Source organism: Actinosynnema sp. CA-299493, from assembly GCF_050946825.1.
Lineage (GTDB): Bacteria > Actinomycetota > Actinomycetes > Mycobacteriales > Pseudonocardiaceae > Actinosynnema.
Window position 1 is genome coordinate 4,981,328 of record NZ_CP191993.1, and the last position, 13,530, is coordinate 4,994,857.

General features: G+C 72.9%; 8 protein-coding genes. 4 read left to right on the plus strand and 4 right to left on the minus strand.

What is annotated here, in order from left to right; translation table 11 throughout:
• Positions 1–74 precede the first annotated feature (74 nt).
• Together ACQPYE_RS20645 and ACQPYE_RS20650 are read right to left on the minus strand one after the other, a co-directional pair.
• Positions 75–3,482, minus strand: a complete 3,408-nt coding sequence (locus ACQPYE_RS20645; RefSeq protein ID WP_498713533.1) for a DNA gyrase/topoisomerase IV subunit A — start codon at positions 3,480–3,482, stop codon at positions 75–77.
• A 30-nt stretch (positions 3,483–3,512) separates the two neighbouring features.
• Positions 3,513–5,555, minus strand: a complete 2,043-nt coding sequence (locus ACQPYE_RS20650; RefSeq protein WP_498713534.1) for a DNA gyrase/topoisomerase IV subunit B — start codon at positions 5,553–5,555, stop codon at positions 3,513–3,515.
• Between the two features lie 269 nt (positions 5,556–5,824).
• On the opposite strand from ACQPYE_RS20650, the gene ACQPYE_RS20655 reads away from it, so the two are divergent.
• Positions 5,825–6,196, plus strand: a complete 372-nt coding sequence (locus tag ACQPYE_RS20655; RefSeq protein WP_498713536.1) for a hypothetical protein — start codon at positions 5,825–5,827, stop codon at positions 6,194–6,196.
• Positions 6,197–6,304: 108 nt separating this feature from the next.
• Positions 6,305–8,311 carry a hypothetical protein gene (locus tag ACQPYE_RS20660; protein ID WP_498713538.1) on the plus strand — a complete coding sequence of 669 codons (2,007 nt, stop codon included), beginning with the start codon at positions 6,305–6,307 and terminating at the stop codon, positions 8,309–8,311.
• Positions 8,312–8,460: 149 nt separating this feature from the next.
• Here the strand turns inward: ACQPYE_RS20660 and ACQPYE_RS20665 are convergent, their stop codons facing one another.
• Positions 8,461–9,504 (minus strand): polysaccharide deacetylase family protein, encoded by a 1,044-nt coding sequence (locus ACQPYE_RS20665; protein WP_498713540.1) that lies wholly within the window; start codon positions 9,502–9,504, stop codon positions 8,461–8,463.
• A 129-nt stretch (positions 9,505–9,633) separates the two neighbouring features.
• On the opposite strand from ACQPYE_RS20665, the gene ACQPYE_RS20670 reads away from it, so the two are divergent.
• Positions 9,634–11,211, plus strand: coding sequence for a putative glycoside hydrolase (locus ACQPYE_RS20670; RefSeq protein WP_498713542.1), 1,578 nt, complete (start codon positions 9,634–9,636; stop codon positions 11,209–11,211).
• Complete coding sequence (locus ACQPYE_RS20675) at positions 11,208–12,020, plus strand: DUF3152 domain-containing protein (protein WP_498713545.1); 813 nt, start codon at positions 11,208–11,210, stop codon at positions 12,018–12,020. The genes ACQPYE_RS20670 and ACQPYE_RS20675 overlap by 4 nt, the downstream gene beginning before the upstream one ends.
• Before the next feature lie 96 nt (positions 12,021–12,116).
• On the opposite strand, the gene ACQPYE_RS20680 is transcribed toward ACQPYE_RS20675, so the two are convergent.
• On the minus strand, positions 12,117–13,487 hold the full coding sequence (locus ACQPYE_RS20680; RefSeq protein WP_498713546.1) for a GH1 family beta-glucosidase: 1,371 nt from the start codon (positions 13,485–13,487) through the stop codon (positions 12,117–12,119).
• Between the last annotated feature and the right edge of the window lie 43 nt (positions 13,488–13,530).

Below are 13,530 nucleotides of genomic sequence, written 5' to 3' on the forward strand. Positions count from 1 at the left end.
GCGCGCCACGACGCGAGCGGGTGGAAGTCGGCCGGCTCGTCCCACCCGGTCGCGCGCGGCTCCGGCCGAGGTTGTCAGTCGCGTTCGACCAGGTGACCCACCACGTCCGGACCCGGGTGGGCGTGCCCCGAACCGTCGCGGCGCTCGTCGGCCGCCGGCAGCTCCACCGGCGACCCGTTCCGCGCCGCGCCCGCCGGCCTCGGCCCCACCCAGGCCAGCGCCAGCGCCGTCTCCCCCTTCAGGAACCGGTGCGCCCGCACACCACCCGTCGCCCGGCCCTTCGCCGGGTACGCCGCGAACGGCGTCACCTTCACGCTCTGCCCGGTCGACGTGACCACCATGGGCTCACCGTGCTCGTCGTCGTCCGTGCGCACCGCGCCGAAGAACACCACCCGCCCGTCCGACCCCACGTTGATGCCCGCCATGCCACCACCGCGCAAGCCCTGCGGCCGGACCAACGAGGCGGGGTACCGCAGCAGCGACGCCTCCGACGTCACGAACACCAACGTCTCGTCCCCGCCGGCCAACCACGTCGCGCCGACCACCTCGTCACCCTCCTTGAGGGTGATCACCTCGAACTCGTCCGACCGCACCGGCCACTCCGGCGCGCACACCTTCACCGTGCCCGACCGCGTGCCCAGCGCCAACCCCGGCGACTCGGTGTCGGTCAGCGGCGCGATGCCCACGACCTTCTCACCGGCCGTCAGCTCGACCAGCTCACCGGCCGCCATGCCACCGCTCAACGACACCGTGCCGCTCTGCTCCGGCAACACCGGCAACGGCAGCACGTCCGTCTTGAACGCCCGACCCCGGTTCGTCACCACCAGCACCTGGCCGCGCGCCGTCGTGTGCACGGTCGCCGCCACCGCGTCGTGCTTGATCCGCCCGTTGCGGCGACGCGCCTCCGACGACTCCTCCGACTCGGCCGCCGTCCGCGCCACCAGGCCCGTCGCGGACAGGATCACCTGGCACGGGTCGTCGGCCACCTCCAGCGGGCCGGCCGGCTTCGACGCCGCCAGCACCTCCTTCAGGTCACCGTCGAGCAGCACGGTCCGGCGCTCCTGCTGGAGGTCCTTGGCCACCTTCGCCAGCTCGGTGGACACGACCTTCTTCAACACCGCCGGGTCGTCCAGGATCTTGCTCAGCTCGGCGATCTCGTTGCGCAGCTTCTCCTGCTCCGCCTCCAGCTCCACCGAGTCGTAGCGGGTCAACCGGCGCAACGGCGTGTCCAGGATGTAGGTGGCCTGGACCTCGGAGAGCGTGAACTTCGCCATCAAGCCCTCCTTCGCGGCTGCGGCGTTGTCGCTGCCCCGGATGAGCTTGATCACCTTGTCGATGTCCAGCAGCGCCCTGAGCAGGCCCTCGACCAGGTGCAGCCGGTCCTCGCGCTTGCGCCGCCGGAACCGCGTGCGCCGGGTGACCACCTCGTAGCGGTGCTTGAGGAACACCTCCAGCAGCGCCTTGAGCCCCAACGTCCGCGGCTGGCCCTCCACCAGCACCAGGTTGTTGATGCCGAACGACTGCTCCATCGGCGTGAGCCGGTACAGGTCGGCCAGCAACGCCTGCGGGTTCACCCCGACCTTGCACTCGATCACCACGCGCGTGCCGTTCTCGCGGTCGGTGAGGTCCTTGACGTCGGAGATCCCGGTCAGCCGCTTGGACTTCGTCACCTCGTCGGTGATCTTCTCGATGATCTTCTCCGGGCCCACGCCGTAGGGCAGCTCGGTGACCGTGATCGCCTGCCTGCCCCGGCTGCCCTCCAACAACCCGGTCTCGACCTTGGCCCGCATCCGCACCACGCCGCGCCCGGTCTCGTACGCCTTGCGCACCTCGTCCAACCCGAGCAGCACGCCACCGGTCGGCAGGTCCGGGCCCGGGATGAATCCCATCAGCTCGTCCAGCGTCGCGTCCGGGTGCGTCACCAGGTGCCGCGCCGCCGCCACGACCTCGCCCAGGTTGTGCGGGATCATGTTCGTCGCCATCCCGACCGCGATCCCCGACGTGCCGTTGACGAGCAGGTTCGGGAACGCCGCCGGCAGCACCGTCGGCTCCTGCAACGAGCCGTCGTAGTTGGGCCGGAAGTCGACCGTGTCCTCGTCCAGCTCACCGACCAGCAACATCGCCGCCGGCGACATCCGGGCCTCGGTGTAGCGGCTCGCGGCCGGTCCGTCGTCTGGGGAACCGAAATTTCCGTGCCCGTCGACCAACGGGGTGTTCAGGGAGAAGTCCTGGGCCAGGCGGACCATCGCGTCGTAGATCGCGGTGTCGCCGTGGGGGTGGTACTTGCCCATGCAGTTGTGCACGACGAAGCCGCTCACCACGAACGCGTGCTCGGGGCTCGACACCTGGATGTCGTAGGTGGTGTCCGACGCGGCCGGTTCGACCGACACCACGTGCGGGAACGGCTTGTCGGCGGCGTGCCTGGCGTTGCGGATGACCTGGACCAGGGCGTCCTGGCGCGGGCCGACGCCGGTCCAGCGCAGCAGCGCCACGGCGAGCGCGGCGGCGTCACGGCCGGTGACCGTCAGGGTCGTCTCGTCACGGAGGGTGCGCAGGCCCGCGTCGGCCAGCACGGCGTGCTCGGCGTCGCCGCCGGGCAGGACGATGTCGCGGCCGTCGCGGACCCGACCGGACGCGATGAACAGGCCCGCGATGAACGGCGTCCACGCCGACCGGTCGCGCAGCACGGCGTCCAGCCGGCCGGTCGCCGCCGCTTCGAGCCCGGCGTGCCGGGCGAAGGTGAGGGTGAGCCGGTCGCCGTCCTTCTCCCGGGACACGGTGACGTCGTGCGCGATGGCCCAGCCGTGCGCGATGTCGACGGCGTCGACGTCCGCGGACTCCAGCCGCACCCGCCGGTCGGCGAGCACGTCACCGGACGCGGCCACCAGGCCGAGCACGAAACCGGACGCGTCGCCGTCGGCGAGCAGGTTCGCGTGCCGCTCGGAGCCGAAACCGGTCGTGCGGGAGCCGACGAGGTCGCGGGCGGCGGTCCAGTCGTCGTCGGCCCAGCCGTCGCCGGTGTGGAACCGCTGACCGGGCGTGACGAGCATCGAGTGGCCGTCGGACCAGGTGACGCGCACCAGCTCCGACACCGGGTTCTCGTAGACGGCGTCGACCGCGACCGGCTCGCCACGCCCGTCCAGGACGAGGTCGCCGACCTCCAGCTCCTCGATCGGCCGCAGCCCTTCCGGGGTGGAGACGAGCGCGCCGCGCACGAAGCAGTCCCCGACCACGCGGGACGACTTCACGTACGAGCTGGTCGGCCGGTAGCCCTGCTCGTTCATCGAGAACAGGATGCGGCGGTGCACCGGCTTGAGGCCGTCGCGCGCGTCGGGCAGGGCGCGGGAGTGGATCACCGAGTAGGCGTACTCCAGGTAGGAGTCCTCGATCTCGGTGGTCAGGGAGTTGTCGAAGACCTGGGCGCCCGCGCGGTCGAAGGCGGACGGGTCGACCCTGGTCGTGGGGGTCTTGCGGCGTGCCATGGTCGGTCGTTCCCTCGTGTGTCAGGCGGGTCAGATGTCGATCGCGGACTGGTCGACCCGGGCGGAGGACTCGACGAGCCACGCCCGGCGCGGCTCGACCTTCTCGCCCATCAGCAGCTCCAAGGCGGTCTCCGCGGCCTCCGCGTCGTGGATGGTGATGCGGCGCACGGAGCGGGTCGCGGGGTTCATCGTGGTGTCCCACAACTCGTCCGCGTCCATCTCGCCGAGGCCCTTGAACCGGGGCACGGGCTTGACCACCGTCTTGCCCGCCTTCTCCAGCCTGGCGACCTTCTGCTCCATCTCGCGCTGGCTGAAGGTGAAGTGGGTCTCCGGGTTGCGGCCCTTGGTCATCACCTTGTGCAGCGGCGGCATCGCCGCGTAGAGCCGCCCGTCCTCGATCACCGGCCGCATGTACTTGGCGAACAGGGTGATCAGCAACGTCCGGATGTGGGACCCGTCGACGTCCGCGTCGGCCATCAGGATCACCCGGCCGTAGCGCATGGTGGCGAGGTCGAACGTCCGCCCGGTGCCCGCGCCGAGAACCTGCACGATGCTGGCGATCTCGACGTTGCGCAGGGTGTCGGCGAGGCTGGCCTTCTGCACGTTGAGGATCTTGCCGCGCAGCGGCAGCAACGCCTGGTACTCCGACACGCGGGCCATTCGCGCCGAGCCGAGGGCGCTGTCGCCTTCCACGAGAAAAAGTTCGCTACGCGAAACACCTGTGGTGCGGCAGTCGACCAGTTTCGCGGGCATCGCGGCGCCTTCGAGGGCCGTCTTGCGGCGGGCGGCGTCCTTCTGCTGCTTCTGGGTCAGGCGGACGCGGGAGGCGTCGACGACCTTCTGCAGGACGACCTTGGCCTCGGCCTTGGTGCGGCGGTCCTCGGTCCACGCCTTGATGTGCTTCTCGACGAGGGCGAGCGCCACCTTGGTGATGCCGGCGGTGGAGAGCTCGTCCTTCGTCTGGGAGGTGAACTGCGGTTCCGGGATGCGGACGTGGACGACGGCGGTCATGCCTTCGAGGACGTCGTCCAGGGTCGGCGGGTCTTCCTTGGGCTTGAGCAGGCCCCTGGTCTTGCCGATGGCGTCCTGGACCGACTTGAGCACGGCGCGCTCGAAGCCCCGGCGGTGGGTGCCGCCGTGCACGTTGCGGATGGTGTTGGTGAAGCACTCGACGACGCGCTCGTAGCCGGTGCCCCAGCGCAATGCGATCTCGACCTCGGCCTGGCGCTCGACCTTGGACCGCATGACGCCGTTCTCGTCGGCCGCGTTCTCGTGGTAGACGCCGGTGCCGGTGATGAGCAGCGTGCCGGTGACCGGCTTGTCGCTGGAGGGCGCGAGGTGGTCGACCATGTCGACCAGGCCGCCCGGGTAGTGGAAGGTCTCCTCGCTGATCCCCTCGTCGGTGGCGACGCGCAGGGTGTAGGTCACGCCGGGCACGAGGAACGCGGTGTTGCGCAGCTTCGCGCGGACGGCCTCGACGTCGAGCGCGGAGCCGTTCTCGAAGTAGCGCGCGTCGTACCAGTAGCGGGTGGAGGTGCCGGTGCGCTTGGTGCGGCCGGTGACGCGCAGGCCGGACTGGCGGGTGAAGCCGGCCTGGGGCCCGGGGCCGTCGAACACGCCGGGGACGCCGTGCGCGAACGACATCTCGTGCGTCTTGCCCTCGCGGCGGACGGTGACGTCGTAGCGGAGCGAGAGGGCGTTGACGGCGGACGCGCCGACGCCGTGCAGGCCACCGGAGGTCTTGTAGCCGGAGCCGCCGAACTTGCCGCCGGCGTGCAGCCGGGTGAGGACGAGTTCGACGCCGGACAGGCCGGACTTGGCGTGGGTGCCGGTGGGGATGCCGCGGCCGTCGTCGTCGACCTGGACGCTGCCGTCGGCGTGCAGGGTGACGACGATCTTGGTGGCGTGGCCGGCCACGCCCTCGTCGGTGGAGTTGTCCACCACCTCGGTGAACAGGTGGTTGATGCCCCTGCTGTCGGTGGACCCGATGTACATGCCGGGGCGCTTGCGCACTGCCTCCAGACCCTCCAGGTGGGTCAGGTCGTCGGCCCCGTACAGGATCTCAGCGGTCACCGGGTCGTTCTCCCCAGGTCGTGGCGTGTGTCGAGCGGCGTTCACGGTAGCCGAGCGAGGCGGGCGATCCGCGCGGTCCCCGGTGACCGGATGCGGTCGGGCACGTCGTCGTGCGGTTCACCCGCGATCTTGTCATACTCGAACACAGGTTCGAACATGGAACCACACGGAGCAAGCGCGATCGAGAGGCTCCCGCCGTGCCGGGTACCCGATGCAGGTCCGGTCCACGCGCGGTGCGGGCGTGGGTGGTCGCGTCGGCGCTCAGCGGCGTGCCGTCGACCGTACACGCGCTGTGGACCGACGGTGACGTTCTGCGGTCGACGCGGGCGGCGGCGTCCTTGCTGGGCGGCACGGGTGTGATCCGCGGCGCGGTCGCCCACCTCGGCGTGTCGGCCTTCTGGACCGCCGTGCTGGCGGCCGTGGACCGGCGGTGGCCGCTGGACGCGCGCACGGGCGCGGTGGCGGGGGTGGTGATCGCGGTGGTGGACCTGGGGCTGCTCGGACGGCGGTTCCCGGCGGTCCGGGAGCTGCCGCGGGCGGCGCAGTGGGCGGACCACGTGGCGTTCGGCGCACTGGTCGGAGCCGTCCTGAGGTCCACAGTGGACGAGCGTGGGGCAACGCGCCGACACTCGATCGGGTGACATCCGCGTAGAGTGCGGACGTTCCCGCGCAGTCGTGCCTGGAGGTGATCGGGCGCCTTGATGTTCCGACGTGCCGCACCGAAGGAGCGTGCCCCGCAGGTGGAGCCGGTGGTCGAGCGAGAGCCCGTCGCGCCGCCACCGGCGCCCGCACCCGCGCCCGCGCAGTTCTCGGCCTCGTTCGCCGGGGCGACGCTGGTGGTCGGGCCGCCCGGTGGCGCGAGCCCCGCCGCGGTCGCGGTCGGCCGGAGCCTGCCGGTCGACCGCGGTCGCACGGTGGTCGTCGTCGAACCGCCCGGTGGTGACGAGACGTCGTTCTGGCCGGCCGTGGCCGCCGCGTTGCACGGCCGGGGGCCGGTGCGGCTGATGACGCCGCACTCCGGCTCGATGCGCCCGACGGCGCCCGCGCAGTGGCTGAGCGAGCAGTTGCAGGCGGAGGTGGTGGCGCCGGACGGCGCGGTCACCACGGTGCCGGGCGCGGCGTTCGTCGCGGGCAACGGCGGGTACGGCTGCTGGCTGCGGTTCCTGCCTGGCGCGTCGCCGGTGCCGATGGGCCGGCGGTTCCCGGTGCCGAACTGGGAGGCGGTCGACCCGAACACGCCCTGGCCGACGGGCGAGGTCGGCATCTCCGAGCCGATCCCGGCGGGGCTGTGGCTGCGGGCGCAGCGCGCGCAGTTCGACCCGCAGGCGCCGGACGCGCGGGCGGTGATCGGGCTGCCGTGCCGGGACAACGTGCTGACCGTCGTGGTCGGTGGTCCCGCCCAGCCGCCCATCCCGACCGACGAGGTGTGCCGCCTGCTGGGCGGGCTGCCGTCGGTGGCGCGGTCGCGGGTGCGGCTGGTCTGGTACGGCGGCGAGCACCAGGCGCAGGCGGTGGCGGACCAGCTCGGTGAGCCGATCTCGCTGTACACGGGGTTGCCGGTGGGTTCGCTGCGCAGCGGCGCGGCCGTGGTGGCGGTGAACCCGCGCGGTCAGCAGACGTGGCGGCCGTACGTGACCGAGGTCCGCTACGCGCCGGGTGGCACGCCGGTCGTCTCGGGGTACCGGATGCCGGTGCAGGGGCTGGTGGAGCGCACCCCGGGCATCTTCGACCTGGGTGGCGGCGTGGTGCTGGAGGTCGTGCCGTCCGGGCTGTGGGTGCGTGACGCGGAGGACAACGGGCCGGAGGTGCGGTCGCTGCCGGTGGACCCGGAGTGGGCCCGGCTGACCGTCGGCTCGCCCGGCCGCACGACGGCGGGCGCGGTCGCGGTGGCGGGCGCGTCGCTGGTGGAACGGCTGGAGCCGGAGGTGCGGCGGCTGCTGAAGGTCGTGTTCTGCGACCCGGCGCCGATGCCGCGACCGCCGGTGGCCGAGGAGCCGCCGCCGCCCGTGACGGTCGACGAGCCGGTGCCGCTGAGCGTGGACGGCCCGCTGGCGGACTCCCCCGCGCCGGTGTGGGGCGAGCAGGTGGGCGAGGAGGTCGTGCCGGTCGACCACCGCAGCACGGAGCCGGAGCGCGACGCGTTGCGGCGGATGCTGGGTGAGCGGTACGGCGAGCACGCGGCGGTGGCGTGCCGGCACATCGTCGAGCGGCCGGACGACCCGGAGGCGTTCGAGGCGGTGGTGACGGATCTCGCGGCGGTGTCGGCGTGCCTGCGGAACGACGAGGAGGTCCTGGTCGAGGCGCTGCGCAGCGGGAAGCTGGGCCGGTTGTGGCCGTACGCGGCGTCGGTGGTGTCGGGGTTGCGGCGGCTGCCGACGCACCAGGGCGTGACCGTGTGCTGGGGTGACGCGCGCCGGTTCCGCACGGGTGACGTGCTGGTGGAGCACGGTCTGCTCAACACCGTGGCGGGGCCGGAGGTGCCGGTCGACGGTCGGGTGGAGTTCCTGCTCTGGTCGGCGACGGGTCGGCGGGTGTCGGTGGTCGACTCGTTCGGCAGCGTGGTCCAGGAGCGGGTGCTGTTCGCGCCGGGCACGGCGTTCAAGGTGCTCGCGGTGGTGGAGGCGGAGGAGTCGGCGCCGATGCAGGTCATGGCGCAGGAGGTGGTGGGCCGGCACCACGAGCTGCCGCCGGGTGTGCTGGGCAGCCTGGAACGGGCCGCGATCGCCCTGCGCAACCACGCCCGCGCCACGGCGTGAGCGGAGGGCGCGTCCGAGGCGTCCGAAGTGCGGCTCGGCTGCGTCAAGGGGGCGGACCAGGCGCGACCCGGCCACCGGTGGCCCCGGCTCGACCGGCGGCGGACCGGGCGTGGGCAGCGGTGGCGGTGGCGTGGGTCGGCGGGCTCGGCTCAGTAAGCGACCGCCCGGTCGGCGAACCCGGGCGCGGGCGCGAGCCCGGCCGAGGCCGGGTAGGAGATGCGGTCGAGGACGCCGTCGGACGTGTAGCGCCGTGCCGGCGCGGCGGCCAGTTGGTCGAGCCACACCGCGGAGCCGTACCGGGCGTCCTCGCCGGTCGGGTCCTGTGAACGGATGCGTGGCGTGAGCGCCGGATCGAAGTCCGCCGCGTAGGGCGACGGCGCCGGGCCCGCGCCCACCATCAGCACGCACGCGTAGTCGTAGGACGTCCCCCCGGAGCCGCCGCGCCGGGCGAGCGCGCCGTTCGCCGGGATCGCGCCGAACGGCAGCGCGAGGCTCGACACCGGGTAGTCGGGCACGGCCCGCTGGATCTCCCGCTGCTCGGCCGCGATCGCCTCCTGCACTCCCCCGTCGTCGGCCGACGCCAGGTTGGTGTGGTCGCGGGTGTGGTTGCCGATCTCGAACCCGTGGTCGCGCAGCCAGCGCAGGGCCGCGCCGTCCGGCGACCCGAACGGCCCGGCGTTGACGTACAGGCTCGCCACCGGCCGGAAGCCGGGGTGCCGCGCGGCGACGTCCAGCAGGATGGCGATGGCCGTGCCGGCCGCGGGCTTCCCCTCGGCGTCCAGCGCGAACTGGGTCGCGTCGCCGTCGTCGAAGGTCAGCACGACGGGGTGCGCGCCGGCCGGGAGGTCGACGCGCCCGGTCGCGTACTCGGCGGTGGTCACCGGCACGTACCCCTCGGCGGCGAGCCGTTCCAGCTCGGCGCGGAACGCCGTCGGCGTCCGGTCGTAGACGGACGTGGGCTGCTCGACGAGCCGGTGGTACATCAGGATCGGCACCTGGCCGAGCTCGTTCGCGCCCACCGCCGCCGGGTCGGGCGGCGTGCTGGACGACGGAGGGGCGGACGAGGCGGGCGCGGGCAGCTGCGCGGCGGCACCGTCGGGCGCACCCGCGCCGGGGTGGCCGGCGCAGCCGCAGCACAGGGCCGCGACGAGCGCCACGACGGTCCGGACCGGGGTCCACGACGTGGTGTTCACGGTCGAATGGTTCCTTGCCGGAACCGGGTCGACACGGTCGTACACCCCATCGGATGACCTCCGGTTTGGCGCTCCGCCACCCGGTCAAGTCGCTGGTAACCGATGCCCCGCCCAGATCGGAGTCACTCGATGTCGGATTCGCCCCGGAAGCTCAAGCGCGTGCTGATCCCCGTCGTCGGCGTCGTGGTGCTGCTGCTGGTCGTCGGGGTCGTCACGACGATCGTGAACGGGCGCGGGGTGGGCCTCGCCGTGGCGGAGTTGGGCGACGGCACGGCTGTCACTCCTTCGGGTGTAGAGCGCGTGTCCATCACCACCGCGGAGGTCAGTGGGCTCGACCGTGTCACCGTGCACGTGGACGGACAGCCGGTGGAAGCGCGACGCGCCGACGGCCGCATGACGTTGACCGGGGTCAAGCTCGCCGAGGGCAGGCACACGCTGTCCGTGCGGGCGGCCAACCCGTTGCCCTGGATGCCCGACGTGGAGGTGCAACGCGAGTTCACGGTGGACGCCACGCCGCCCGCGCTGAAGGTGGACGTGGCGGAGGCCGGGTCGCCGCGCGGCCCGGTGACGGTGAAGGGCAGCGCGGACGGCGCGGACGTGGTGCTGGTGGGCGACCAGCGGGTGCCGGTGCGCGACGGGAAGTTCGAGGTCTCGCTGGCGTCGGCGGCCACCACCGTCCGGGTCGAGGCCAGTGACGCCGCCGGCAACGCGCAGCGCCAGGACGTCGCGATCAAGGTCACCCACCCCGGGATGCGGGGGGTGCACATGAGCGCCGCCGCGTGGGCCACGGCGTCGTTGCGCGACCCGGTGCTGGCGTTGGCGCGCGAGGGCCGCATCGACACCGTGCAGCTCGACATCAAGGACGAGAGCGGCGAGATCGGCTACGACTCGCAGGTGCCGCTGGCCAGGCAGATCGGGGCGACCCGCAACTACTACGACGCCCGCGCGGCGGTGCAGGAGCTGCACGGGCTGGGGCTGCGGGTGGTCGGCAGGCTGGTGGCGTTCCGCGACCCGGTGCTGGGCAAGGCGTCGTGGGACTCGGGCGCGCGTGACCGGGTGGCGCAGAACACGGCCGGCGCGCCCTGGTCGGCGCACTACGGCGAGTACGCGTTCACCAACTTCGCCAACCCCGACGTGCGGGCGTACAACATCGCCATCGCCGAGGAGGCCGCGTCGCTGGGCTTCGACGACATCCTCTACGACTACGTGCGGCGGCCGGACGGCCCGATCGGGCAGATGGTGTTCCCCGGCCTCGCCACCAGCCCCGAGCAGTCCATAGTGGACTTCCTCAAGGACAACCGGGCCGCGGTCCGGCCGCTGGGGGCGTACCTGGGCGCGTCGGTGTTCGGCATCGCCGCGCACAGCCCGGTGGACGTGGCGCAGGACATCCCGGCCATCGCGGCGCACGTGGACTACGTCGCGCCGATGGTCTACCCGTCGCACTGGGGTCCGGGCGAGTACGGCGTGGACAACCCGAACGCGAAGCCGTACGACATCGTGCGGGCGTCGGTCGCGGACTTCGTCCGGTTGACCGGGGACAGCGGCGCGACGGTGGTCCCGTGGTTGCAGGCGTTCTCGCTGGGTCACACCTACGGCCCGGCCGAGGTGCAGGCGCAGGTGCGTGCCACGGCGGAGGCGGGCGCGCCGTCGTTCCTGCTGTGGAACGCCGCCTGCGCGTACGGCTCGGCCGGTTTGGAGCCCGCGTGAAACCGGTCGCCGTGGTGCCCTACCTGGCCGGCGTCTGCCTGGCGGCGACGACGGTGGTGGCGTTGGACGTCGGGATGGAGGCCCGGCCCGCGACGGTGACGTGGCCGCAGTCCGGTGTCGTGCCGGCCGCGCCCACGCCCTCTTCGGAGCGCGGCGCGCCCTCGGTGGAGCGCAACGCCCCGCCGGTCGGCGCGTTGCGCTCCGGCGCGGACCTGCCGACCGGTCCGGCGTTCCCGGAGGAGGGCACGGGCACGTGGCACGTCGTGCCGCCGGCGGGCCCGGCCCGCACCGCCGGCACCGCGTACTCGGTCGAGGTCGAGGACGGGGTGGTGCTGCCGCACGGCGACGACTCGTTCGCCGCCGTCGTCGACCACGCGCTGCGGCACCCGCGCGGGTGGGCCGGCAGGCACCCGTTCCGGCGGGTGGGCGGTGACGTGGAGCCGGAGCTGCGGATCCGGTTGACCTCGCAGCGCACCGCGCGGTCGTTGTGCGGGTTCGAGCTGCCCTACGACACGTCGTGCCGGGTCGGGTCGACGGTGCACCTCAGCTCGGCGCGCTGGTTCCGGGGCGCCCACACCTACGGCGACGACCTGCGCGGTTACCGGGTCTACGCGGTCAACCACGAGGTCGGGCACTTCCTCGGCCTCGGCCACGAGGTGTGCCCGGCGGACGGCTCGCCGGCGCCGGTGATGATGCAGCAGACGCTGAGCGTGGACAACGACGGGCTGGCGTCGATCACGACCGGCAGCGACCAGGGTGTCGCGATCGTCCCGGACGGGAAGTCGTGCACGCCGAACCCGTGGCCGTGACGGTCGGGCCGCGGCGCGGGCAGGTGGTGGGAGTCGGGAGGGCGGGAACGGCTGCCGTCGCGCGGACGCGCCTGCGCGCGACGGCAGCCACGCGGGTCACCCCGCCGCGGCCGTCCTGGCGCGCTGCTCGGCGACCAGGTCGCGGTACCAGTGGTAGCTCGCCCGCGGCGTGCGGACCAAGGTCTCGTAGTCCACGTGCACCAGGCCGAACCGGTGCTTGTAGCCGTGCGCCCACTCGAAGTTGTCCAGGAACGACCAGACGAAGTACCCGCGCAGGTCGACACCGGCGGTGATGGCGTCGTTGGCCGCCGCGAGGTGCGTGCGCAGGTACTCGATGCGCTCCTGGTCGACGAAGCCGGGGTGGTCCGGGTACACGCACCCGTTCTCGGTGACGTACACCGGCGGCAGGTCGGGGTAGCGCTCCTTCAGCCCCACCAGCGTCCCGGTGAGCCCCTCGGGCTCGACCGGCCAGTTCATCGCCGTGCGGGGGACGTCCGGCAGGCGGGTCGTGTCGATGCCGATGTCGATCGACGTGCGGGTGGCCGGGTCCGGGTCGCGGTGCGGCGCGTCGGCCACGTGCTGCCGGTAGTAGTAGTTGATGCCCACGTAGTCGAGCGGCGTGGAGATCAGCTCCAGGTCCCCGTCCTGCCGGAACGACAGGTCGGTGACGCCCGCGAACGTCTCCTCGTAGTCGTCCGGGTAACGGCCCGCGAACAGCGGTTCGGTGAACTGGCGGCGCAGCAGCAGGTCGTGCCTGCGCGCCGCGGCGACGTCCGCGTCCGAGGAGGTGACCGGGGTCGACGGCGACTGGTTGAGCACGATCCCGAACTCGTGACCGGGCGTGCCGCGCATGGCCCGCACCGCGAGCCCGTGCGCCACCATCAGGTGGTGCGCGGCGGCGAGGGAGCCGTGGCCCTCCCGCGCGCCCGGCGCGTGCCTGCCTTCGCCGTAGCCGACGATCGAGGACACGTACGGCTCGTTGAACGTCGTCCACTTCGACACCCGGTCGCCCAGGGCGTCGTGCACGACCACGGCGTACTCGGCGAACCGCTCGGCGGTGTCCCGCGAACGCCAGCCGCCCAGTTCCTCCAGCGCCTGCGGCAGGTCCCAGTGGTAGAGGGTGAGGAACGGCTCGATGCCGCGTTCCAGCAGCCCGTCGACCAGCCTGCGGTAGAAGTCCAGCCCGCGCTGCTCGACCCGGCCCGCGCCGGTCGGCACGATCCGCGGCCACGCCACCGAGAACCGGTACGCGTCCACGCCGAGCTCGCCGAGCAGCGCCAGGTCCTCGGGCATCCGGTGGTAGTGGTCGCACGCGACCGCGCCGGTGTCGCCACCGGCGACCGCGCCCGGCACCGCGCCGAACGCGTCCCAGATCGACGGTCCTCTCCCGTCGGCGTCCACGGCCCCTTCGATCTGGTAGGCCGAAGTGGCGACGCCCCAGCGGAATCCTCGGGGGAAGTCGGTCAACTGAAACTCCTAGGCGCGCTGTCGATGTGTGGAAGGTGGGAGG